The sequence below is a fragment of the Clostridium gasigenes genome, assembly GCF_900104115.1.
GTDB lineage: Bacteria > Bacillota > Clostridia > Clostridiales > Clostridiaceae > Clostridium > Clostridium gasigenes.
The window spans coordinates 516,799-542,687 of sequence record NZ_FNJM01000001.1; the positions used below are offsets into that span (position 1 = coordinate 516,799).

A 25,889-nucleotide genomic window follows, 5' to 3' on the forward strand; every position below is an offset into this window, starting at 1 on the left:
TATCTTTTAATAGAGAAAATAGACAGAAAATTTAAAAGATAAAATTAATTCGAAAAACTTTTATATTGGGTAAAGGGGGAATTCTGAAATGACACAAAAAATTAAAAAAATAGCCTTATTAACAGGTGGTGGTGACTGTCCAGGACTAAACGCAGTAATTAGAGCAATAACAAAAACAGCAATAGTAAATTATGGCATGGAAGTTATTGGTTATAAATTTGGTTATAGAGGATTATATAATAATGATTATGTTTCTCTAACTCTTGATAGCGTATCTGGAATACTTCATAGAGGTGGAACTATTTTATATAGTTCAAATAAAGATAATTTATTTGATTATCAAGTAGAAGAAAATGGAGTTAAGATTAAGAAAAATGTATCGGATATAGCAGTTGAAAATATGAAAAAAGAAGGCGTTGATGTTTTAATTGTCATAGGCGGAGATGGAACCTTAACTTCGGCTAGAGATTTTGCGCGAATGGGCGTTAAAGTTATAGGGGTCCCTAAAACAATTGATAATGATTTAGCTTCAACAGATGTAACATTTGGATTTAACACAGCAATTGATGTTGCAACAGAAGCTTTAGATAGACTGCATACTACAGCAGAATCACATCATAGAATTATGCTTTGTGAAGTTATGGGAAGAAATGCAGGTTGGATAGCTTTAGAATCAGGTATTGCAGGTGCAGCTAATGTTATTCTTTTACCTGAAATACCATATGATATAAATAAAATTGTAAAAAAAATTAAAGATAGAGAAGACAATGGCAGAGAATTTAGTATAATAGTTGTTTCTGAAGGAGCAAAACCTAAAAATGGGGAAGTTGTAGTTTCTAAAATTGTAGCTGATAGCCCAGATCCAATAAGACTTGGGGGAATAGGTAACAAGCTTGCAGATGACTTAGAAAAATTAATGCCAGAGAAAGAAGTAAGATGTACAGTGCTTGGTCATATCCAAAGAGGTGGAAACACTTCAACCTTTGATAGAATATTATCAACAAGATATGGGGTAGGTGCTGTAGAATTAATAAATGAAGGTAAGTTTGGACAAATGGTTTGTCTAAAGGGAAATGAACTTTCAAGCGATAGTTTAGAAAATGTTATAGGTCAAAAGTCTAAATTAGTTGATCCAGAAGGCGAGTTAGTTAAAATAGCTAAGAAAATAGGAATTTCATTTGCAGATTAATATAATAAATCAAAAGAGAATTACGTTAGTAGTTCTCTTTTTTTTAGGCGGTTGCAAAAAAAACAAGAAGAAAAGGTGATGTGAATGTTGATTTATTATTCTTTTAAGATAACCTAAGTAGAGTGTTAGAAATTATAAAATATAGATTTAAAGTATTAATAAAAAATTTTTGCTAATACTTCAAAATTTTCTGACAATATGATATAATTTAATTACAGAGAGAGTATGAGATAAAAATTGGAGGGTATTATTATGAAAGAAATAAAAAGATACTTAGAATCAAGAATAGGAACTTACGGATTTTTCTTTGAAGATTTAAAGAGTGGCTTTATTTATGGATATAATGAAAACGTTCAAATGGTAGCAGCAGGATGTATGAAATTACCTATATCTATTTCTTTAATAAAAGCTGTTGAAAAGGGCAAAGTAGATTTTATGGATAAAATTAAAATTAATGGGGAAGATAAAGTTTACGGAACAGGGATAATTCATGAGTTTAACGAAAGAGAATACACTGTATTTGAACTTTTAGTTGCCATGCTGATTCAAAGTGATAATACCGCTACAAATAAGATTATTGATATAGTTAGTATTAAGCAAATAAATGAAGATCTTAAGGAAATGGGACTTAGGAATACAATTTTAAATAGAAAAACAACTGATGAAAGAAACAATAATAGTGATATTGAAAATATAACTACAGCTAGTGATTTATCAAAAATATGGAGACATTTATATAAGGCTTCATATTTAAATAAAGAAAATAGTGAGATGTTAGTTGATATATTAACAAGACAACAAATTAAAAATAAATTAGCACTTTATATTCCAGATGATTTAAAGTATGAGATTTCAAGTAAAACAGGAGATAAAAAAGGAGTGGAAAATGATACTGCATTAATTAGGCTTTCTAAAGGCACATTTACCTTTAGTGTGTTATCAACTAATATACCAAATAGTGTGTATGGAACTGTTACGCTTGCCAAGTGCGGGAAAATGATGTGGGATAATATAATGAATAATTGGCATTAATTTACATTGACAATAAATGATAGAAATGTTATTCTTACAAAAATAGAATAGCCTTTAAGTTAATACGAGATATTAACAAGGAAGTTACATTAATGAGATACCGTTGTAATTATTATGCCTTCCTTTAAATAGGGAGGCATTTTTTTTATAAATAAAATTAAATCGGGATGTGACTTGTTATTTTTTAAAAGCCTTTATACCTTTAAAGTTAACACCGCGATGTTAAAAAGGAGAGATGAAAATGATAAATAAACATTTAATAGACCCAATGGATTTTTCAATTTATGAATTAGATGAAATATTTAAATTGGCGCAGGAAATAATTGCAGAGCCAAAAAGATTCTCGCATATGTGTGATGGGAAAATACTCGCAGCATTATTTTATGAGCCTAGCACAAGAACAAGATTTAGTTTTGAAGCAGCTATGATGAGACTTGGTGGAAATATTCTTGGCTTTTCAGAACCAAATTCAAGTTCAGCGTCAAAGGGAGAAACACTAGCAGACACAATTAAAATGGTATCAATATATGCAGATGTAATTGCAATGAGACATCCAAAAGAAGGATCAGCAAGAGTTGCTAGTAAATATTCATCAGTACCAGTTATAAATGCAGGAGATGGTGGACACCAACATCCAACTCAAACATTAACAGATCTATTAACTATAAAAATCTTAAAGAAAAAGCTAACTGGTCATACAATAGGTATTTGTGGAGATTTAAAATATGGTAGGACAGTACATTCCTTAATAAAAGCAATGTCAAGATATGAAAATATAAAATTCATATTAATATCACCAAAAGAATTAAAGATACCAGAGTATATTAAAGAAGAGATATTAAGTAAAAATAACATAGAGTTTAAAGAAGTTGAAAGGCTAGAAGAAGTTATAAGTGAGCTTGATATTTTGTATATGACAAGAATACAAAAAGAAAGGTTCTTTAATGAAGAAGAATACTTAAGACTTAAAGATAGTTATATATTAGACCTGGAAAAAATGAATGTGGCTAAAGACGATATGATAGTTATGCACCCACTTCCAAGAGTAAATGAAATAGCAATGGAAGTAGATTATGATAGTAGAGCAGCTTATTTTAAACAAGCAGAGTATGGAATGTATGTAAGAATGGCTTTAATAGTAAAACTTCTGGGGGTGATGTAATTGCTAGAAATAACAAGTATAAAAAATGGGTTGGTTATAGATCATATAGAAGCTGGAATGGGAGTTAAAATATTTAGATACTTAAATCTAGATAAAAGGTGTAACCAAGTTGCATTAATAATAAATGCAGAGAGTAAAAGACTTGGAAAAAAGGACATAATAAAAATAGAAGATTGCATGGATATAGATTATACAATACTTGGTCTTTTATCACCAAACATTACTATAAATGAAGTAAGAAATGAAAAAAGAACTAAAAAGATTAAACCTGAGTTGCCAAAGATAGTTGAAAATATTTTAAAATGTAATAATCCAAGATGTATTACAGGGGATGAAAAATATGTACCACATACATTTAAACTAGTTAATTGTGAAAAAGGTACTTATAGGTGTGAATATTGTGATCATATAATGAAATTATCAGAAGTCATAAGCTAAAGAGGTGTAAAAATGAATTTACTTATTAAAAATGCACAAATTGTAGATTGCATTCAAAATTTCCTTGGAGATATTTATATTGAAAATGGAATAATAAATCAAATAGGAAAATCATTATCTAAAGAAGGGGTAAAAGTTATAGATGCAAAAGGATTAACTTTAATGCCTTCATTTATAGACACACATGCTCACTTTAGAGAACCAGGCTTAACTCATAAGGAAGATATAGAAACAGCATCTAGAGCAGCTTTAAGAGGGGGATATACAGGGGCTTGTTTAATGGCAAATACAGTTCCTATATGTTCAAATAAAGAAGTTCTAGAAAATGTTAGAAATAGAGTGAAAGAATTGAACCTGATAGATGTACACCAATGCATATCTGTAACAAAAGGTTTTGAAGGAAGAGATTTAACACATTTAGATCAGTTTAAAGATGACAGAGGAATTAAAGCGATATCAGATGATGGTGTTGGAGTAATGGATTCTGGAATAATGTTTAAAGCAATGGAAAAGGCTAAGGAAAATAATTGGATAATAATGTCTCATGCAGAAGACCATAAATTTTCAAAAATAGATATGAGACTAGCAGAGAATATGATGACACTTAGAGACATAGCCTTAGCAAAGGAAACGGGGGCAAGGCTTCATATGTGCCATGTAAGCACAAAAGAAGCAATAGAATATATTACTGAAGCTAAAAAAGAATATGAGAATATTACTTGCGAAGTAACACCACATCATATTTACTTAACCACAAAGGAAAGTAATTATAGGGTGAATCCGCCTATAAGAGAAAGAGAAGATGTAGATTCAGTAATTAAAGCAATTAAACTTGGGTTTGTAGATTGTATTGGAACAGATCATGCACCACATACAGAGGAAGATAAGAAAAAGGGATCACCAGGAATGGTTGGACTTGAAACCGCGTTTCCTATTTGTTATACAGCATTAGTTAAATCAGGTGTAATAAATTTAAATAAATTAAGTGAAATAATGTCTGAAAAATCAGCTGATATACTAGGAATGAATAAAGGGAAAATCAGTATAGGAATGGATGGGGATTTGGTTCTATTAGATTTAGATAAAAAAATTAAGGTTAATTCATCAAAATTTCATTCCAAGGGAAAAAACACTCCTTTTGAAGGTATGGAATTTTATGGGGAAGTAGTTTCTACAATTAAGGGCGGAAGAATTTTATATAAAAGATAGGGGTGTTTATTATGAAAATAAATATAATGGATAAACTATTTAGTAGGGTAGAAGAAAGAGGGGTGGTATGTCTTGGTCTTGATACAGCACTTGAATACATACCAGCACATGTTTTTGAAGGAAGATGTGAAGAAGAAGCAATATTTCAATTTAATAAAGAAATTATAGATGCAACATTAGATGTAGTAGCTTGTTTCAAAGTTCAAATAGCCTATTATGAAGCGTTAGGATTAAAAGGACTTATGGCATATAGTAAAACTTTAGCTTACCTTAGAGAAAAGGACGCTATAATTGTAGCAGATATAAAAAGAGGAGATATTGCAGCAACTGCAACGCAATATGCAAAGGCTCACTTTGAAGGGGATTTTGAAGCAGATTTCATAACATTAAGCCCATATATGGGAATGGATAGTATAGAGCCCTACCTTCCTTATATGGAAACTGGCAGCAAAGGAGTTTTCTCGTTAGTTAGAACTTCAAATAAAGGTGCAGAAGATATAGAAAACTTGGACACAATAGATGGAAGAAAGGTTTATACAATAGTTGGGGATAAGCTTACAGAAATGAGTAAACATATGATTTCAGATTGTGGATATTCACCAATTGGTGGAGTTATAGGATGTACTCATGTTGAAGAAGGCAGAGAAATAAGAAAAAGATTTAATAATATGTTCTTCTTAATACCAGGATACGGAGCTCAAGGTGGAAAAGCTTGCGATGTAGCAATGTATTTAAATAATGGAAATGGTGGAGTAGTAAATTCTTCAAGAGGAATACTTCTAGCTTATAAAAAAGAAGGAAGAGATAAAGAATTTGCTCTTTGTGCAAGAGAAGAATCAATTATAATGAGAGATGAGATTAAATCAGAAGTTGAATCAATTTTAAGAAATAACTAGAAATTATTAGAATTGATGTGAAATTTTACACCCAAGGGGTGGTAAAAGGGGGAACTTATAATGATGAACTATAATAAGGCTAGAGTTATTTTAAATCAAGAAATATCAGATGGAATTTTCAAATTAGTAGTTGAAGATAAAAATGAAATTAAAGCAGGACAATTCTATATGTTAAAGATTAATGGATCAACACTTCTTCCAAGACCAATAAGCATATGCGAAAAAGGAATTGAAACAATAACATTCCTTTATGCAGTTGTTGGAAACGGAACTAGAGAATATGCAAAACTTGTAGAAGGTGACTATATTAATTTAATAGGTCCTCTTGGAAATGGATTTAATATAGAAGAAGATTTAGGGAAAGTTGCTTTAGTATGTGGTGGAATTGGTACAGCTCCAATGTTAGAGCTTGCTAAAAAATTAAGAGAGAAAGATAAGAATAGTAAAATAGATCTTTATGCAGGGTTTAGAGATAATATATACTTAATTGATGAAATAAAAGAATATGTAAATAAAGCTTATGTAAGCACGAACACAGGAAAGCATGGACATAAAGGTTTTGTGACAGACTTGTTAAAAGCAGAAGAATACGATACAATCCTTTGCTGTGGACCAGAAGTTATGATGAAGAAAGTAGCTGAAATATGCAAAGAGAAAAATGTTAAAGTATATGTTTCAATGGAAAAACATATGGCTTGTGGAGTTGGAGCTTGTTTAGTATGCACATGTAAAACAAAAGATGGTAATAAGAGAACTTGCAAAGATGGACCTGTATTTGATGGGGATTATGTAGAATTTTAGGTATATTAATTGAAATGACTAGTTAACATGTAGTTTATTTTGGGCTTTGGGTTGGTATTTTTCAAATGACTTAGGTACAGGAAAGAATCTACCTAGTTATTTTTTCAAACTACCTTAATAAATAGAAGGGGGGCAATTGTTGTGTTAAAAGTAAATATAAATGGCGTAGACTTCAAAAATCCGGTAATTGGAGCCTCGGGAACTTTTGGGTTTGGAGCCGAATATAATAAGTTTTATGATGTAGGAATACTTGGAGGAATATCATCAAAAGGGTTAACTTTAAATCAAAGGGATGGTAATGATGGGATAAGAGTTTATGAAACACCATCAGGAATGATGAATTCTGTTGGGCTGCAAAACCCAGGAATTGATGGGTTTATAAAAAATGAACTTCCTAATATGAGAAAGCTTGGAACTAATATAATTGCAAATGTTGGTGGCGGTTGCATTGAAGATTATATAACTGCAATAGAGAAGTTAAGAGGAACAGATATTGATATGATAGAACTTAATATATCATGTCCAAATGTAAAATCGGGTGGAATGGCATTTGGAATAAAAGGTAACGTAGCTTATGATATTGTAAAAGAAATTAAAGCTATGGCAGATAAACCTCTTATGGTTAAGCTTTCACCAAATGCTGAGGATATTGTAAATATGGCATTAATGTGTGAAAAAGCAGGAGCTGATTCCATTTCATTAATAAATACATTAAAAGGTTTTGCAATAGATCCATATAAAAGAAAGCCTATATTCAATAATATTTATGCAGGTCTATCAGGGCCGGCAGTTAAACCAATAGCTTTAAGAATGGTTCATGAAGTAGCAAAAGCTGTTAACATTCCAGTTATAGGGCTAGGTGGAATTTCAACTGGTATAGATGCTATAGAATTTATGATGGCTGGAGCTACTGCAGTGCAAATTGGAACAATAAATTTTTCGAATCCAATGGCAGGAAAAGAAATTATAGCAGAAATGGAAGCTTTCTGTAAATCGCAAGGAATTAAAAATATAAATGAAATAATTGGATGTGTTTAATAGTTATATTTAGGATTATATTAAAAGATAAAGATATTTAAAAAATAACTAGTCAAATATATTATATAGAATATATATATAAATAATTCGAATTTTAGGAGGATATTATTATGGTAGTTGAAATATTAAAAGAGGTGGAAGCATTACTTGAAGGTCACTTCTTATTATCATCAGGAAAACATTCAAATGGATATTGCCAATGTGCAAAGGTTCTACAACATCCAGATAAAGCTGAAAAAGTATTAAGGGTTGTTTGTGAAAAGTTAAAGGATATAGATTTTGATATAGTTGTTGGGCCAGCTATGGGTGGCGTTATAGTGGCTTATGAAGTTGGTAGACAACTTGGAAAACCTGCTATATTCACAGAAAGAGAAAATGGCGTTATGACATTAAGAAGAGGGTTTGAAATAAAACCAGGTCAAAGAGTCATAATAACAGAAGATGTTGTAACTACAGGAAAATCATTTAAAGAAGCTGCAAAGGTTATAGAAGATTTAGGTGGTATTGTAGTAGCTGTAGCATGTTTAGCAGATAGAACACCTGGTAATGTATGTGATTATCCAATGTATAGCTCAGTTAAATTAGAAATAGATACATATGATGCTGATAATTGTGCTTTATGCAAAGAAGGAACTCCATATATTAAACCTGGTAGTAGAAATATTAAATAAGTTAAATTTTAAATTACTTAATAAATAAAAGGTAAGTACATTTTATTATGTACTTACCTTTTATTTTAGGTATTTACTTTTAGCGAGATAGTACATATGGTAGAATAAAATATACATAATTTAAGTGTAAAATTAATATATGTACTATTTAATGGATTTTTTTAATTATATTAATTATATTAATTAAAAAGTGTTTTATAGTATTATAAGTTTAAAAGGTGGAGATTAAAATTAAATTTAAAAATTTAAAACTAAACAGTATTCGTAGTAAATTAGTTATTAGCTTGGTAGGAATTTGTGTGATTCCACTAATGATAACAGGATTTGGGTCATACACTCAGTCAAAATCAATTCTTAGCAAAAAATTGACTGTCACAAGTACACAAACACTTACGGAAATAAATAATGGATTATCTGATTATTTTAATGGATTTTCTAATATGATTTCAATAGCAGCAAATAATTATAATATCGTGAATGTTGATACAGATGATAATATCAAATATATACCTGAAGTATTGAAAGGCTCAAAAGAAAGTAACAAAGATATACTTGCTGTGTATTATGGAAGTGTTTCAGGTAAATATGCTAATTATCCTGTTGAAAAAATGCCTGACAATTTTAAAGCAAATACAAGGCCTTGGTATAAACAAGCTTTAGAGAATAAAGGTAAAGTTGTAATAACTGCTCCGTATAAAGATGTTATAACTGGAAATAATGTTGTTTCATTTATAAAAACGGTAGAAAAAAATGGACAAGTAGTTGGAGTTGTGGGAATGGATTGCACATTAACTACACTTGCAGAGCGAATATCTACAAAAAAGATAGGTAATACAGGATATGTGTTTATTTCTGATGTATCAGGTAATATTCTAGCTCACCCACAAGAGGAGCTTATTAATACAGATACAGCATCTAAATTATCTTTTTGGGATAAAGCAAAATCACAGGATAGTGGTTTTATTAATTATAATGATGATGGTGAGAAAAAGTTTGGAGTATATGAAACAAATGAATTAACAGGTTGGAAGTTAGTGGCCACATTAGATGAAAGTGAACTATCTAGTGATACAAAGTCTATATTGAAAACAACATTATTAATAATATTAATAATGGGATTAATTTCAGTAGCTTTATCATTGTTATTAAGTAAGGGAATAGCTCATAATATACAAAAATTAAAAGAAGTATTTAATAAGGCTTCAAATGGAGACTTAACGGTGTCTATAACCGCTTCAACAAAAGATGAATTTGAAGATTTAGCTATATCATTTAACTTAATGATAAAAAATATATCAGAGCTTATGCATAGTGTTACAAAGTCATCTAAAACGGTATTAGAAACATCGGAAAATCTTGCAAGTAGGTCACAGGAAGTAACAGCTTCTATAAATGAAGTTGCAAATGCAATAGAACAAGTTGCCATAGGTTCAACTGAGCAGGCTCAAAATGCTCAAAATGGTGCTTCTCAAATGGATGACTTATCAAACAGATTAGATAAAATTAGTATCAACTCTAATGAAATGGACAAAATTTCAAGCAATACTAAAGAATTAGGATCAAAAGGATTATCAATGATAAACACCTTAATTGAGAAATCAAATAAAACTAAGACAGCTACTACAGAAGTTAACGAGATAGTGCAAGATATGAATGAAAGCACTAAGCAAATAAATGAGATATCTGAAACAATAGCCAATATAACAGCGCAAACTAATCTTTTATCATTAAATGCAAGTATTGAATCTGCACGTGCAGGTGAAGCAGGTAGAGGATTTGCTGTAGTTGCAGAAGAGATAAGAAAACTTGCTGACCAATCAAAAATTTCAACAGAAGAAATAAAGATAATTATAGCAAGCATACAGAAAAAATCAGACTTAGCGGTAGAGGCTATTAGATCCACTGAGACTGTAGTGAATGAACAGGACTTAGCTGTAGGTCAAACTCAAGAGATATTTAGTGAGATTTTAAAAGCAATTGAAATAATGATTACTAAAGTTGATGAAGTAAAAATATCTATTATTGATATAAATGAGAAAAAACAATCTACAATATCAGAAATTGAAAATATTTCAGCTATATCTGAAGAAACAGCCGCCTCTTCAGAAGAAGTTAATGCTTCAACAGAAGAAATAACAGCTGCAATGGAAGAGTTTGCAAAAGATTCAAGTGAACTTCAAATATTAGCAGAGAAGTTAGGGACTGAAATAAATAAATTTAAAATTAATTAAGGCACTTGAAAATAAATAATAGACCAAAGATGCGACGAATATTTTGTGTAAGACAAGGAAGTAAATCCGCAGATACTGGGGCTATCTAAGGATTTAATGACGCAGTATTACACAAAATAGGCTAGCATACTGGTTTATTATTTATTTGATTGTGCCTAATATAGGAACAAGAAAGCAAATCCATTTCTTATTTTCCTTAAAAGAGACATCCTAGCAATAATATACTTATACATAATCATATTTAATTACTATAAGTAATTTTAGTAATATATCTTCAAAAAAATAATATTAATATATATTAAAAACTTTATATTAATGATAAAATATTGTAGTATAGTAAGTAGTACAAGTTAAATGATTATGAATATAAGATATTAATTTTATATTTAAATCAATAGGAGGAAAATAAATGAAGGGTAAAAAGAAAATTATAGCATTTACTTTGCTTATAATATCATTACTTATAGCTATAGGGTTTACTATAGTTTCGCTTTTGGACAATAAAGCAAAAGAAGTAAAGGTAGCAAAAAGATTTGTTGAGAAACTTCAAAAAATGGATATTATTGATACGAAATTAAATGTAGAAAAAATAGAATTTAAATCAGTGGATAAAGTAATAAATAAAAATTCTAAAACGCAATATATAGTAGTAGGAGAAAATTTAGGAATAAATTTAGATAGTAAATATGTTGTTACTGGATTTTCTGAAAAAGTGAAAGAAGATATATCTCCGGATTCAATTATTGATAAAGATAATGCGAAAATATTAGCTGAGGAATATGTTAGCAAAATTACTAATGAAAAATTTGAATTTAAGGAAGTAAGAGAAGTTAAAGAGGAAGAAAAAAAGTCTAATACATATACTATAGCTTTTTATAAATATGTTAAAGACTACCCATGTTATGATAACGAAATAGTAGTTAATATTAATAGAACTTCAGGTAAATTACAAAGTTATACAAATCAAAGTATTAATAAAGTTAAATATAATATTAAAAAAAATATTGATTTAGAAGAAGCTAAAAATATTTCAATAGAATATTTTAGTAAATTAAATATTAAATTGCAAATAGTTAAGGAACCATTACTTTCAGTTACATTAAGAGTAGATGGAGAATTTGAATTATCATATGTAGTAGATCTTAATGTTATAACTAATGATGGTAAAATAGACAAGTATAAGTTATTTATAAATGCAGAGTCAGGAGAAGTTGTTAATAGAACATCAGAGTTAATACAAGATTCAACAAGCAATTAAAAAAAGCGCCTAAGCGCTTTTTTTTGTTATATTTAATATTTATTCAAATACTTTATCTTGCCATTCTTCAACTTCTGGTCCAAGTTCTGGTATTGATGAAGCGTAGAATATAGGATCTTTTATACCAGATTTTTTTTGCTTATTATAGTCATTAAGAGCCTTGATGGCAATGTTACTAAGTAATACTATGGCTATTAAGTTTGTAATTGCCATAAGCCCCATAAATAAATCAGCTAGGTTCCAAACGATATCCACACTTGCAATTGAACCGAAAAATACCATAAGCCCTACAATAACTCTATAAATTTGCAAATAAATTTTCTTTTTAGTTATAAATTGGATATTACATTCTCCATAGTAGTAGTTACCAACTATTGAGCTAAAGGCAAATAGTAATATACATACGGATATAAATATTCCACCCCATGAACCAACTTGGGAACTTAAGGCTGCTTGAGTAAGTTCAATACCTTTAATTTTACCATCAAGAGGTACACCAGATAATATAATTATAAAAGCAGTACAACTACATATTATTAATGTATCTGTAAATACTCCAAGTGTTTGTATAAAACCTTGTTTAACAGGGTGAGATACTGTAGCTGTTGCTGCTGCATTTGGTGCAGAACCCATACCAGCTTCATTTGAGAATAGACCTCTCTTAATACCCTGCATTAAGGCTGCTCCCATACCACCACCAACTAATTGATTTATGCCAAAAGCATTTTCAAAAATCAATGCTATTACTCTAGGAATTTCAGTAAAGTTTTTAAATACTACAAATAGTGCTACTAAAATATATGCTATAGCCATTATTGGGACTAAAACACTAGAAACTTTAGCAATTCTATTAACTCCACCAAATATAATAAAAAGAGTAAGTGCAGTAATAATTAAACCAATTGAGGTTCTATTTATTCCAAAAGAATCATTAAATGCAAGTGTAATTGTATTTGCTTGAACTGAGTTAAATACAAGTCCAAATGATATTATAATAAGTACAGAGAATAAAACTCCCATCCATCTTTTCTTTAGCCCTTTTTCCATATAGTAAGCAGGACCACCTCTAAAAGAACCGTTATCCTTTACTTTATAGATTTGAGCTAAAGTAGATTCTATAAAACTTGATGCGGCTCCAATTAATGCAATTAACCACATCCAGAAAATTGCTCCAGGACCACCAATAGCAAGGGCGGTAGCAATACCAGCTAAATTACCAGTCCCAACTCTAGAAGCTGTACTAATACAAAAGGCTTCGAAAGATGATATAGAATTTTTATCGGTATCTTTACCTCCTGCATCACCTAATAATCTAAACATCTCTTTAATGTTTCTAAATTGTACAAATTTAGTTCTAAAGGTAAAGTAAATACCTGTTGTTATTAGCATACCTATTAATATATAAGTCCATATAAAATTATTTGCTTCCATAATTAATTTGTTTAAAAAATCCATTATTATCCTCCTTGTTCTTCTTAAGTAAATTATTTCATAATTATACTTTGTATAGTTTACAATAATCATATAATATTTGCAAGTAAAAAAAAACTAGTTTCATATTTTGAAGTTGTCACTTGCTGAATAACTAGTGATAGTATGAAACTAGCTTATATTAAAAGTTGATATATGAATTTTATTATAAGTATTTATGCAATAATAAAGAAGGTAAGAAAAAAATAGAAGCCAAAAGTGAAGTGTAAATTCACTTTTGGCTTCTAAGGGAGTTTCAAAAAATGCTAGGCAGATTATGGTCTGTTTTATTTCAGCAACTTAAGGTGCTAACTACCAGTTACTGTTATAATTTTTTGTTTAGTAATTGTTTTATTCTTACTATCTGTAACAGAGTAGTTAACTTTGTATGAGCCAGGGGCGGTTGTATCAACAGTTCCGCTTATAGTAATCTTACTTGTTAAATCTCCATCTTCTTTATCAGTTGCAGTTACTCCAACTATTGGATCAAAAGTTTCTCCAACTTTAATTGATCTATCAGCAATACCATTAAGTTCTGGCGCTGAGTTCCCATTAGATTGATCAGGTTTTGGAACATCTGGCTTGGGAGCTTCAGGTTTTGGAGCTTCTGATTTTGGAGCTTCTGATTTTGAATCATCCCTTTGTGTTGGAAGAGTGTATTTATAATCAGAAGCGGCTGAACTAGCATTTGGCTTCCTTATAAATACTCTGTCTTCTATAAGCCACTTTGGAGTATTGTCACTAGCAAGTTTATTGTTGCTTTTATTAACCTTAGCAGTAACATGAATATCACATACTGCAGTTGGTTCAGTTCCAGCTATAAACATTTCAGTGGTTACTCTTCCTCTAGGGTCATGGCTACAAAGATTAGTAGGTTTCTTTCCAGAATCTTTACATACACTTGCAGTAACTATTCCATCTGGTTTTTCTATTTCAGTTACTTCAAGGCCCTCATGGGCTGGAGCCATAATTTGGGCCCATAGCTTACCTGCGGCACTACTATAACCATTCATTTTATATTTATTATCATATCCTACCCATACAGAAGCTGAGTAATAAGGGGTTAGCCCTGAGAACCACCAATCTGTAGTAGAATCAGATGTTCCAGTTTTACCTGAAATAGGCATAGTATTGCTAAATTTAGCAAAGCGTCCATCAGCTTTATCAACTGGTCCTTTTAAAATATCATACATTATATATGCTGCTTGTGGAGAAAATACAGGGATTTGTTCTGAGTTACTTTCAAGTAAAACCTTACCTGTAGAATCTTCTACTTTTGTATAGAATACTGGTTCACTACGATTACCGTTATTTCCAAAGGTTCCAAAAGCAGAGGCTAAGATAAGTGGATTTCCACCATCTAAATCATCAGCTGCATTGTTCTGTTCTCCAAGGGCTAAGGCAGCAATTGAACTAGCAGAGGCTGCATTATATTTTATCCCAAGTTTTTCACCATAGGCAAGGCCCGTTTTTAAACCAATAGTATGTTCTGTAATAACAGAAGCAATATTTTTAGACCAAGTTATAGCATCACGAGAGGAAATAAAACCGTCTAATTTATAATCATAATTATGAGGATCCCATCCTGGCTGATATTGGTTAGCAATAGATGTAGGCAAAGGTGAATCATCTATTGGGGTAGCTGCTGTCATTATTTTAGTGTCGATAGCAGGGCCATAAACAGTTAAAGGCTTAGTGTTAGAAGCTATTGGTCTAAGTGCATCACTAGCTCTGTTTAAAGAGTGCGCTGGCTGAGTGCCTCTGCCACCAATTAATGCTTTAACATAACCAGTTCTATAATCCATAACAACAGCGGATGATTGAAGAAGTGGAACGCCATTTGCATCAAATGCATCAACACCACCATTATCATTATTTGCAATGTTTGATCTTTCGTTTAAAATATTTTGAGTGCTATCTTGTAGTTTTTTATCCATAGTTGTATGGATTTTCAAACCACCGTTTAGCATAAGTTTTGAGACTTCATCGTCAGTATATTTATATTTTTGTTTCAAATCTTTTTTGACTTGTTCAACTGCAGGTAAAACAAACCATTCATATTTTAATCTATAATCTACTACAGTTTGTGAGAAAACAAATTTATTTTCATTAACCTCTGCATAAGCAACATTATATTCTTCTAATGTTATAAATTTTAAGTCTCTCATTTTCATAAGAACAGTTTTAGTTCTATCTAAATATTCTACTGGGTCTGCAATATTATTTTCATTATATGCACTATAGAAAGATGGGGCTTGAGTTATACCAGCAATATATGCAGATTCTATTAAAGTTAAATCTTTAGCAGATTTATCAAAGTAATATTTTGCGGCTTCCTCAACACCATAGACTTTTCCACCAAGTGGAATAGTGTTTAAATATTGAGATAAAATTTGATCTTTAGAAAGCTTCTTCTCAAGTTTTAAAGCAAGATAAATTTCTTTAACCTTTCTGTTAATAGATACTTCATTAGTTAAAACAGTATTTTTAATTACTTGTTGAGTAAGCGTTGAAGCTCCGTGAAGATTTTTATTACCATTAACTATATTTATAACATCACGGTAGGCAGCACCTAAAATTCTTTTAATATCGATACCTTTATGTTTATAAAAACGTTCATCTTCAATAGCGATATAAGCATTTTTCAGATTATTTGGCATAGCCGCTATGTCTATTTTGGTTCTTATTTCTTCTGTGGGAAGATTATCAATTAAATTTCCACTACTGTCTAGTAATATAGATTGCTCACTTAAGTTAGCAATAGCATTTACATCAAGTTCAGGAGAAGTTTTTATAATTGCAAAAACATATCCAAGAGCTACAGTAACAGTAAGTATTCCTACTATAAAAATTATCAAAAACATTTTCTTTAGAAATTTCATAAATTTGGATTGTTTTTTATTTTTTTTAGAGCTGGATATATTAGTATTATTTTTTAAGTCAGTTTTTATATTTTTAACATTAGCTTGGCTTTTTTCTTGGTTGAAATTTTTTTTGTCCGCCATTTGTTCCTCCCTTTAAAAAAATAATAAATGGATATAAATATGATATAATATAAAACATTATATCATATTTATATTAAGAGTAAAATAATAACTATTAAAGGTGACTATGAACTATTATACTAAAAAACCTAAAATTCGACTAAAAATTAAACATAAATCTTTTATATTGGTTATTATTACCATTTTGATTCTTTTTAATTCAATTTTATACTTTTTTGATAAAAGTATTTTACCAGCAATATTACAAATTGCTGAAACTAAGATGACATCAGAGGCGACTAAAATTATTAACGAAACTTCTTTGAAAGTCTATTCAAATGATTTTGATTACTCTGACATAATTTTAATAGAAAAGGATAACTTGGGGAATATTACAATGGTGAGAGCTGATACTGTGAAGTTAAATTATTTAGCAGCACAGTTAATGCTAGAAAGTAATAAAAGATTAGAGGAATTAGAGGAGCTTGGAATAAAAGTTCCAGTTGGCTATATTACAAAGCAATCAGTAATTTATAATTTGGGACCTAAAGTCACTGTAAGAATGGAACAGATAGGAAATGTTGAAAGTCATTATGAATCTATATTTGAAAGTGCAGGAATAAATCAAACAAGACATAAAATATATTTAAATGTAAAAATGAAGTTGAAAGTTATAGTGCCACTAAATATTAAAGAAATAGAAGTAACATCTCAAATACCAATATCAGAAACAATAATAGTTGGACAAATACCAGATACATCAATTGATTTAGGAAATAATAAAAAATAGAAAACCTAAAAAAGCCTAAGAATTTGAAAAAATAACTAGTTATTTTCTGGTTTATTTTGCGCTATGATTTATCATGAAAACCTGTGAATAGCTAACTATTCACAGGTTTTGGTTCCACACCTAGCAGAAAATATACTCAAAATATTTAATTTGTTATTTTTTTCAGATCCATTAGTTATCTTGCCAGTTAAATACATAAGGGATATTTCTATAGAAACCCTCATAATCTAATCCGTAACCAACTACAAATAAATCTTCAATTTCAAAGCAACAATAGTCAGGTTTTATGTCAACCTTTCTTCTTGAGGGCTTATCCAGTAAAACACAACTCTTAACTGATGCAGCTCCAAGATTTTTAACATGGTTTATAACGTAATCCATAGTTGTACCAGTGTCAACTATATCATCAACTATTAAAACGTCCCATCCTTTAATGTCGTCTGGAATATCATTTATAATTTCTATAGTTCCAGTACTTGTTTCAGAATCGCCATAGCTTGAAGTTGTCATAAATCCAACTTTAGCCTTGCAGTCAAGTTCACGGAATAAATCAGCTCCAAATATAAAGCTTCCTCTTAATAAAGGAAGAACATAAAGTTTTTTACCTTTAAAATCTTCTGTTATAATCTTACCGATTTCTGCAGTTCTAGTTTTGATTTGATCTTCTGTGAAAAGTATATTACGTTTTTTGTTTTCCATAAATTAAACCTCCATTTAGTTTGCCTTATTTACTTTTTTGTATTAATAGTATAAAATTATATGAAAGTTGTCAAGATAAAGATAATGAGGTGAAGTTATGATATATGGAAATGTAGATGGAGTTAAGAATTCATTCTTAGAAGAATTAGAGAATTTATATAAGGTTAAAAATCCAAAAGATGAGATGTGTAGCGTTGAAGTAATTGAAACAATTTCAAGAGTGTCATCAATTATTGAAAGAGAAGTAAGTATTGCTATAGATAGAAGAGGAAAGGTGGTATCAGTAGCTGTTGGAGATTCAACATCAGTTGAAATACCAATGCTTGATATAAGAGAAAAAAGATTATCAGGAGTTAGAATAATACATACCCATCCAAATGGATTTTGTAATTTTTCAGCTTTAGATTTAACAGCTTTAATAAAGCTAAAGTTAGATGCAATAATGGCTATAGGAGTATACAAAGGTAAGATAATAGACTTTGCTGTAGGTATGATAACAATAAATAATGATGTTTTAGATTATGAAGAACAAAGTAATCTTTCAATGGAAGAAGTTTTATCAGAGAATATCATTCATAAGATACAATATATTGAAAGTCTTATAAGAGAAAAAGATATTATAGAAGATGATGGTGAAAGAGCTATTTTAGTTGGTTCAGACACTAAAGAAAGTTTAGAAGAATTAAAAGAATTAACTAAAGCTTGTGAAATACCAGTTTTAGAAATGATATTTCAAAGTAGAAATAAAATTGATCCAGCATTTTATATAGGCAAAGGAAAAGTTTTAGAAATAGCAAGTTTAAGACAAACAGAAAGAGCAAATGTAATTATATTTGATGATGAACTATCAGGGTCACAAGTAAGAAACCTAGAAGCTGCACTTGGAGCTAAGGTAATTGATAGAACTACGTTAATACTTGAGATATTTGCAAGAAGAGCTAAAACAAGAGAAGCTAAAATTCAAGTAGAGCTAGCTCAACTTAAATATAGAATGAGTAGGCTTCAAGGCCTTGGGACAATGCTTTCAAGAACTGGTGGAGGTATTGGAACAAAAGGACCTGGAGAAAAGAAATTAGAGACAGATAGAAGAACTATAAGAGAAACTGTTTATGATTTAAATGATCAGTTAAAGAAAATTAAAAAGGTTAGAGAAACACAAAGAGAAAAAAGAAATAAAGAAAGTATTCCAAGAGTATCACTAGTTGGTTATACTAACTCTGGAAAATCTACTTTAAGAAATAATCTTTGTGACATTGCAGCTCAAAAAGATATTCAAGGAAAAGAAAAGGTATTTGAAGCAGATATGTTATTTGCAACATTAGATACTACAACTAGAGCAATTACATTAAGCAATAAAGGAATAATTACATTAACTGATACAGTTGGTTTTGTTAGAAAGCTTCCTCATGATTTAATAGAAGCATTTAAATCAACATTAGAAGAAGTTATATTCTCAGATCTTTTATGCCATGTTGTAGATACATCTTCAGAATATGCACTAGAACAAATAGAAGCTGTTGAAGGTGTACTTGAAGAACTTGGAACAAAAGAAAAAAAGACAATGTTAGTATTAAATAAAATAGATATAGCTACAGAAGAACAAAAAAAACTTATATACGAAAATGTTAAAGATTATGAAATAATAGAAATATCAGCAATGGAAGGTTGGAATTTAGAAAAGTTATTAAGCTTAATAGAAGAGAACTTACCTTATAAATTTAAAAAATGTGAATATTTAATTCCTTATGATAGAAGTGATATATCTTCTTACCTTCATAGAAATGGAAGAATTTTAGAAGAAGAATATAAAGATAATGGAACTTATATGAAGGTTGAAGTAGATGATGAAATCTATAATAAATCAAAGGAATTTGTAACTAATATAATAAATGTATAATTAAATTCAAAAAAAAGACATTAAATAGATTTATGAAAAATCTATTTAATGTCTTTTTAATATTCATATATAATAACTAGTTATTTTGAAAAGTATCTCTAAATCATGGATAGAGGTAGATGTTGAAGGAAATACTATTTTAATGAAGAGGTGATTTATTAAAATGATGAAAAAAATTAAAATTGAAGGTATGAGTACAGGGATTAGCGTAAATAATGTTAAGGATGTTTTAGCATCATTAAATAATTCGGGAAATATACAAGTAAGTTTAGAAGGAAAATATGGAATGGTTGGAACTTTATCTTCAAATCAAGAAATAAAAGAGAAAATTGAATATGAAGGTTACAATGTAGTAAGTATAGAAAATATGTAAACAAAAATTAAATTGGTTATTTAAAGAAACTCCCTTATGAAAAAGCACAGAATAAAATAATTCTGTGCTTTTTTTAGTCGTATTCTAAATCATAAATAAGTTTTAATATTTAAGAATATAATAAATAGTGGAAGATTAGTGAAAAAGTATGTATAATTGTAATAATACAATTAGTGTAAGGGAGGATTCTGAATGGCAAGAGCTATAATAGATTATCAAAAGGCATTTTTGGAAATTACTGAGGGACTAAAGAAAAACAGTAATATATTAGCTATATTTATTTTTGGAAGTATGGTGACTGGAGATTTGTGGGAAGGCTCAGATATAGATTTGTTTGTAATTTGTAATGATGAATTTCATGAAGTAAGAGATGTTTACACAGAAATTTTAACAATTCCAGTTCATTCAAAGTTTATAAGTAAAAGATCTTTTATAGAAGCATATAAAGGTGAGGGTATAAAGGGGACAATAAAGAATACATTAATATCATCTAAATTAATATTCTCAAAAGATGATGATATTTCAAATATAGATAGCAATACGCGTTATTCAATAAATCTAGATAGAAAAAAATGGAATTTGGTTTACCTAGGTAATTTACTTAAGGACATAGGGGTATGCAAAAAATATTTGCATAATGGCGGAATTTATACCTCTTATGAAGTTTTAATAAGGGTTCTAGATAATTTCTCAAAGCTTTATTTAAATATGAAAGGATACATAGTTAGTAAAGATTCATTAAAGATGGCTTGCAATTTAAGTGATAGTTTTGAGAGTTTAATAGGCGAATTGTTTACAAGTCCGGTAAATAAAGAAATGATTGAAAAAGCATTGGTGTTTATAGAAAATTATTTAAATTACACTATAAAGGATACTGTAGATCCACTTTCAGAATTTTTAGAATCTAAGGAGGAATATTTAAGTTCTTATGAAATTGAAAGAGATGATTTATTTGTTAATTTTAATATAAAAATTGAGTATATATTAAAATATTTATATAAAAAAGATTTAGTAAATAGAGAATTTAGAGATTTTAAAGATCCTTTTGGCAATAAATTAAGTGAAGAAAGTGTATATTCATATAAAGGTTTTTAGTGATTTGAAAACCATAAAATATTTTTTGAAAAGTGAATTGATTAATTTGTATGGGGTGAATTGATGGAAGAAAAATTTTTAATAACCTTTGAAGAAGAAGTTCCTAAATATATTCAAATTGCAAATAATATAAAAAAACTAATAGATAATAAAGAGATAAAAGATGGTGAAAAATTACCAACTATAAGAGCATTAGCAAAAGTTATAGGGGTGAATAATGTTACTATTGTTAATACTTATAAAAAATTAAAGAATGAGGGGTATGCCTTTCAGAAGGTAGGATCAGGAACCTTTGCAAAAAGAAAGGATATAGTCCCTATATTCAATAGGGAATACTCTAAATATTTTAAAAAGATAAAACAAGATGAACTTTTTAATATAATAGATTTTGCAGGAGAAACTCAATCAGAAGTATATTTTCCTATAGAGGAGTTTAAATCAATTATAAATATGGTTTTAGATAGGGATGGAGCAAATGCTTTAATAATGCAGGAACCTCTTGGATATGAGGAACTTAGAAAAACCATAAATAAAGAATTTTGGAAAAATAGACTTAGTATTGAGAACATACTAATAGTGTCAGGAGCTCAACAAGGAATAGATATTGCGTCAAAAGCAATAATTAATATTAATGATAATGTAATTGTTGAAAAACCAACCTATGGGGGAGCACTTTCGGTTTTTAAGTGGAGAAGAGCAAATATATTTGAAGTGAATCTCGAAGAAGATGGAATAGATATTGTTGCCTTTGAGGAAATTTTAAAGAAGAATAAGATAAGATGCTTTTATACTATGAGTTATTTCCATAACCCAACAGGGATAAGCTATAGTAAAGAAAAGAAGTTGAAACTTTTAGAGTTAGCAGAAAAATATGATTTTTATATTATAGAAGATGATTATCTTTCAGAGCTGATTTATGAAAGCGAAATAGTTCATGAGCCTTTTAAAAAACTTGATAAAAATGATAGAGTAATTTATATTAAGAGTTTCTCTAAAATATTTTTGCCAGGAATAAGACTTGGGTATATAATTACACCAGATATTTTTAGAGAGTCACTTCAAAATTCAAAAATAAATACAGATATTGCAACTTCAACACTAATGCAAAGAGCATTAGAACTTTATATTAAAGAAGGTTACTTTAAAGGCCATATTGGCTTTTTAAAAGATGAATATAAAAAAAGATATGAATTAATGGGAGAGTTAATTAAACAGGAATTAGGAGAGTTTGTAAGGTTTATTGATCCTAAAGGTGGGCTAAATTTTTATCTTTCATTAAAAGAAAAAAATATAACCTCTAAAAGCTTATTTTACAAATTAAAAAGCAAAGGTGTTTATATCACCCCAGGGGTAATATTTTATAGGTATCCAAAAGATGGTGATTATTCATTTAGAATAGGGTTTGCTCAAGTAAATGAGGAGAAAATAAAGCAAGGGATAAATTTAATTAGAGAGGAGTTAAGTTAAGTGGCTTATCTAACTATAAGAGAATTTGGAGAAGATGAATTTATAGAAAAGAAATCTCGGTTTATAGGATATGCAAAGAGGTGTGAAACTGAAGACGAGGCAAAAGCTTTTGTTGCAGAAATAAAGAGTAAACATAAGCAAGCAAGACATAACTGCTTTGCATATACAGTAGGTGAAAATATGGGCATTCAAAGATATAGTGATGATGGCGAACCTCAAGGAACAGCAGGAATACCAATACTAGAAGTTATGAAAAAAAGTAATGTTACAGATTGTGCAATAGTAGTAACTAGATATTATGGCGGAATACTTCTTGGAACAGGAGGACTTACAAGAGCTTACACTAAAGGATCATCTATTGCACTAAAAGCTGGTGGAGTAGTTGAAAAAATAGATGGAGCAAGGCTTTCATTCCATATGGAATATGATATGCTTGGGAAAATACAATATATTTGTGGTCAAAACCTTTGGCATATAGAAGAAGTACAATACTCAGATAAAGTAATAGTACATGTTTTAGCAGAAGAAAACCAAATAGAAGAAATAGAAAAAAAGATGATAGAAGTTTCAAGTGGTAAAATAGAAACTAGTAAAAGTGAAGAGGGGATATATTTTAAAGAAGAAAATAGATTATTTAAAGTGATATAGAGTATAAGGAACATTTAAAAAAATAAGTAGTCAGATTCTTTAAGATGCCTAATTGAAAACTGTAAACGGTTATGTTATAATTTTATATATTAATTAGAATATATAATTATATATTTAGAGTGGGGATTTAGCTCCTTTAGGAGTGAATAAAAATTTATATTAAATGTTGGGAGGGCGTACAAATGTCAGGACATTCAAAATGGAAAAACATTGCAGGCAAAAAAGGTAAAGCAGATGCTCAAAGAGGGAAAATATTTACTAAAATAGGTAGAGAAATAATTGTTGCAGCTAAAAGTGGGGGCCCTCAGCCAGAGGATAATCCACGTTTAAGAGATGCAATTTCAAAGGCAAAATCAGCTAATATGCCAAATGATAATATAGAAAGAGCAATTAAGAAAGCAACTGGAGAACTAGCTAATGTTGATTATCTTGAAATAGTATATGAAGGGTATGGACCAGCAGGAATTGCAGTTATAGTTGAAACTTTAACTGATAACAAAAACAGATCAGCAGGTAGTGTAAGAAATGCATTTACAAAAGGTTTTGGAAATATGGGAACGCCAGGTTGCGTAAGTTTTATGTTCCAAGAAAAAGGACAAATTATTATAGAAAAAGAAGATAAAGATGAAGATGAATTAATGATGCTTGCCTTAGATTCAGGAGCAGAAGACTTTGAATCAGAAGATGAAGTATTTATAGTAACAACTTCACCAGAAGATTTTGGAGCAGTAAGAGAAGCCTTAGAAGGTGCTGGAATACAGTTCCTTGAAGCGTCAGTAACAAAAATTCCAGACGTTATGACTGAAATAGATGAAGAGGCAGCTAAGAAATTTCAAAAGATGTTAAATTTACTTGATGAGGATGAGGATGTTCAAGAAGTTTATCATAATGCTGAATTCCCTGAAGGTTGGGATGAGTAAGAAGTAACACTTGAGGTCAAAATATCTTAAAACCACAATGGAGTATTTTACTTTATTGCAGTTTTTTATTGTAGCACCAAAATAGAAAAAAGAATCTGTAACTTAATGAGTTACAGATTCTTTTTTGTTTTTTTATGTATGTAGTAATGAATTTAAATCATTTGTTATAAGTGATAATTCTTCTATGAAATTTTTAGCGTCTTTAGTATCAACTAAGTAGTTTTCTACTGTTGCATAAGTTTCCTCAGAATTTGCAAGAGTTTCTTCAGAAACAGCAGATAAATTAATTATTGATTTAGTAATTTCTTCATTAGATTTTAATGTGCTATTAATTTTATTATTTATTAAATTGATATTATCACTTAAGCTATCTAATGTTGATGATAACATATTTATTTTATTTTCAGTAGCACCTATAAGTGATACTGATTCGGTATTGGTTTTTGATAATGAAGCTATTTCATTAAATACAAAGTCGACCTCTTTGTCTAGTTGAATTAAAATATTGCTAATATCAATAGTAGATTCTTTGCTTTGATCCGCTAACTTCCGTATTTCAGATGCAACTATTGAAAAACCTCTACCAGCCTCACCTGCTCTTGCAGCTTCAATAGCCGCGTTTAATGATAAAAGATTAGTTTTTTCTGAAATAGATGAAATTATAGATATAATACCTAACACTTCTTTAGATTTATCCTTTAAATTCTGGAAAACATAAGTTAAAGAAGTGTTTTTTTCATTAACCTCATTAGATTTTTTTGATAAAATTGTAATGGTTTCTAATGTGTTATTAAAGATTTCTTTACTTTGCATTGAATAATTTTTAATATCATTTGATAAGGTAGCAGTTTCATTAATCTGATTTTGTATTGAATCTGACGATTTTCTTTGGTTATCAATATTGCCAGTAGTAGATTCACAGCCATTAGAAATTTCACTAATAGCAAGATGTATAGTAGCAGAACTAGATTCAATAGAATTAATAGAGTTACTTAAACATTCAGTATTAGTATTTAAAAGTTCAACAGCTCTTTGAATTTCAAAGAAAGTTTTTTCTTGTTCAATTTTTGCAATGGTTACTTTTTCTGATTCTATATTAACAGAAGTTCTAATGCTTTCAGAGAATTTTGTTACGCTATATACAGTATATATAACAAGTAAAACTACAACTGTTTCCAAAAAAATCATAGAAGAATTATCTTTATTTATATGGGTTATTGTCCAAATACTTATTAAGATTAGTGTTCCTATCGACATTCTTCTTTGAAAATTTAAATCTAAGTAAGTACTTGAAATTATTAATAGTGGGGCTATAAGTAATGGTGCAATAATTGTGTTTGAATAAAATAATAGTATTGAATATGCAATAGCAAAAGGAGTAGCGCATATACGACGTATAAAAATATTACTTTCATCCTGTTTATGTTTAATAGTTGAAATTATAACTGGAATAATCATAAGAAAAATTGCTAAAATACCAGGTTCTATGGATATTGTTCCTCTTTTAAGCATGCTTAATAAACCTATTGTATATGTAATAGCTAATATCCAAGAAAGTTTTATAAAGTTTTTATTTGTTTTAATTAATATAATTTGTTCGTTCATAATTTACCTCCAATAT

At 29.4% G+C, this 25,889-nt stretch carries 22 protein-coding genes; 18 read left to right on the plus strand and 4 right to left on the minus strand.

Annotated elements, in window-relative coordinates:
• Window positions 1-88 precede the first annotated feature (88 nt).
• From BLS77_RS02460 to BLS77_RS02510, 11 genes are all read left to right on the plus strand, one after another.
• A complete protein-coding gene (locus BLS77_RS02460) occupies window positions 89-1,189 on the plus strand; it encodes a 6-phosphofructokinase (protein WP_089965461.1) in 1,101 nt (366 codons plus the stop codon).
• 252 nt (window positions 1,190-1,441) lie between these two features.
• Window positions 1,442-2,221: a serine hydrolase gene (locus BLS77_RS02465; RefSeq protein WP_089965463.1), complete on the plus strand. Its 780-nt coding sequence runs from the start codon at window positions 1,442-1,444 to the stop codon at window positions 2,219-2,221.
• A 235-nt stretch (window positions 2,222-2,456) separates the two neighbouring features.
• Entirely contained in the window at window positions 2,457-3,383 is a 927-nt protein-coding gene (gene pyrB / locus BLS77_RS02470) for an aspartate carbamoyltransferase (RefSeq protein ID WP_089965466.1), read from the plus strand.
• On the plus strand, window positions 3,384-3,821 hold the full coding sequence (locus BLS77_RS02475) for an aspartate carbamoyltransferase regulatory subunit (RefSeq protein ID WP_089965468.1): 438 nt from the start codon (window positions 3,384-3,386) through the stop codon (window positions 3,819-3,821). It abuts the gene before it with no gap.
• A gap of 12 nt (window positions 3,822-3,833) precedes the next feature.
• Complete coding sequence (locus tag BLS77_RS02480; RefSeq protein ID WP_089965470.1) at window positions 3,834-5,030, plus strand: dihydroorotase; 1,197 nt, start codon at window positions 3,834-3,836, stop codon at window positions 5,028-5,030.
• An 11-nt stretch (window positions 5,031-5,041) separates the two neighbouring features.
• Window positions 5,042-5,926, plus strand: a complete 885-nt coding sequence (gene pyrF, locus BLS77_RS02485; protein ID WP_089965471.1) for an orotidine-5'-phosphate decarboxylase — start codon at window positions 5,042-5,044, stop codon at window positions 5,924-5,926.
• 63 nt (window positions 5,927-5,989) lie between these two features.
• Window positions 5,990-6,727 (plus strand): dihydroorotate dehydrogenase electron transfer subunit, encoded by a 738-nt coding sequence (locus BLS77_RS02490; protein WP_089966510.1) that lies wholly within the window; start codon window positions 5,990-5,992, stop codon window positions 6,725-6,727.
• 141 nt (window positions 6,728-6,868) lie between these two features.
• Window positions 6,869-7,765 carry a dihydroorotate dehydrogenase gene (locus tag BLS77_RS02495; protein ID WP_089965473.1) on the plus strand — a complete coding sequence of 299 codons (897 nt, stop codon included), beginning with the start codon at window positions 6,869-6,871 and terminating at the stop codon, window positions 7,763-7,765.
• 110 nt (window positions 7,766-7,875) lie between these two features.
• Window positions 7,876-8,436, plus strand: coding sequence for an orotate phosphoribosyltransferase (gene pyrE, locus BLS77_RS02500; protein ID WP_089965475.1), 561 nt, complete (start codon window positions 7,876-7,878; stop codon window positions 8,434-8,436).
• A gap of 230 nt (window positions 8,437-8,666) precedes the next feature.
• On the plus strand, window positions 8,667-10,667 hold the full coding sequence (locus tag BLS77_RS02505; protein ID WP_089966513.1) for a methyl-accepting chemotaxis protein: 2,001 nt from the start codon (window positions 8,667-8,669) through the stop codon (window positions 10,665-10,667).
• A gap of 409 nt (window positions 10,668-11,076) precedes the next feature.
• Window positions 11,077-11,925 (plus strand): YcdB/YcdC domain-containing protein, encoded by an 849-nt coding sequence (locus tag BLS77_RS02510; protein ID WP_089965476.1) that lies wholly within the window; start codon window positions 11,077-11,079, stop codon window positions 11,923-11,925.
• A 39-nt stretch (window positions 11,926-11,964) separates the two neighbouring features.
• On the opposite strand, the gene BLS77_RS02515 is transcribed toward BLS77_RS02510, so the two are convergent.
• Complete coding sequence (locus BLS77_RS02515; protein WP_089965477.1) at window positions 11,965-13,380, minus strand: alanine/glycine:cation symporter family protein; 1,416 nt, start codon at window positions 13,378-13,380, stop codon at window positions 11,965-11,967.
• A 323-nt stretch (window positions 13,381-13,703) separates the two neighbouring features.
• Window positions 13,704-16,400, minus strand: a complete 2,697-nt coding sequence (locus tag BLS77_RS02520; RefSeq protein ID WP_089965479.1) for a transglycosylase domain-containing protein — start codon at window positions 16,398-16,400, stop codon at window positions 13,704-13,706.
• A 106-nt stretch (window positions 16,401-16,506) separates the two neighbouring features.
• On the opposite strand from BLS77_RS02520, the gene yunB reads away from it, so the two are divergent.
• The gene (gene yunB / locus BLS77_RS02525; RefSeq protein WP_089965482.1) at window positions 16,507-17,169 is read left to right on the plus strand and encodes a sporulation protein YunB; all 663 of its coding nucleotides are present in this window, start codon (window positions 16,507-16,509) and stop codon (window positions 17,167-17,169) included.
• Between the two features lie 171 nt (window positions 17,170-17,340).
• On the opposite strand, the gene hpt is transcribed toward yunB, so the two are convergent.
• Window positions 17,341-17,868: a hypoxanthine phosphoribosyltransferase gene (hpt, locus tag BLS77_RS02530; RefSeq protein ID WP_089965484.1), complete on the minus strand. Its 528-nt coding sequence runs from the start codon at window positions 17,866-17,868 to the stop codon at window positions 17,341-17,343.
• A gap of 97 nt (window positions 17,869-17,965) precedes the next feature.
• Between hpt and hflX the strand changes: the two genes are divergently transcribed.
• The 6 genes from hflX (at window position 17,966) to BLS77_RS02560 (ending at window position 24,268) form a co-directional block, all read left to right on the plus strand.
• Window positions 17,966-19,765: a GTPase HflX gene (gene hflX / locus BLS77_RS02535; protein ID WP_089965487.1), complete on the plus strand. Its 1,800-nt coding sequence runs from the start codon at window positions 17,966-17,968 to the stop codon at window positions 19,763-19,765.
• Between the two features lie 163 nt (window positions 19,766-19,928).
• Complete coding sequence (locus tag BLS77_RS02540) at window positions 19,929-20,138, plus strand: heavy-metal-associated domain-containing protein (RefSeq protein ID WP_089965490.1); 210 nt, start codon at window positions 19,929-19,931, stop codon at window positions 20,136-20,138.
• A 192-nt stretch (window positions 20,139-20,330) separates the two neighbouring features.
• Window positions 20,331-21,233, plus strand: a complete 903-nt coding sequence (locus tag BLS77_RS02545; RefSeq protein WP_089965492.1) for a nucleotidyltransferase domain-containing protein — start codon at window positions 20,331-20,333, stop codon at window positions 21,231-21,233.
• A 63-nt stretch (window positions 21,234-21,296) separates the two neighbouring features.
• Window positions 21,297-22,700, plus strand: a complete 1,404-nt coding sequence (gene pdxR / locus BLS77_RS02550) for a MocR-like pyridoxine biosynthesis transcription factor PdxR (RefSeq protein ID WP_089965496.1) — start codon at window positions 21,297-21,299, stop codon at window positions 22,698-22,700.
• Window positions 22,701-23,348, plus strand: a complete 648-nt coding sequence (locus BLS77_RS02555; protein ID WP_089965498.1) for a YigZ family protein — start codon at window positions 22,701-22,703, stop codon at window positions 23,346-23,348.
• A gap of 182 nt (window positions 23,349-23,530) precedes the next feature.
• Window positions 23,531-24,268 carry a YebC/PmpR family DNA-binding transcriptional regulator gene (locus BLS77_RS02560; RefSeq protein WP_089965499.1) on the plus strand — a complete coding sequence of 246 codons (738 nt, stop codon included), beginning with the start codon at window positions 23,531-23,533 and terminating at the stop codon, window positions 24,266-24,268.
• A gap of 132 nt (window positions 24,269-24,400) precedes the next feature.
• On the opposite strand, the gene BLS77_RS02565 is transcribed toward BLS77_RS02560, so the two are convergent.
• Entirely contained in the window at window positions 24,401-25,873 is a 1,473-nt protein-coding gene (locus BLS77_RS02565) for a methyl-accepting chemotaxis protein (protein WP_089965500.1), read from the minus strand.
• Between the last annotated feature and the right edge of the window lie 16 nt (window positions 25,874-25,889).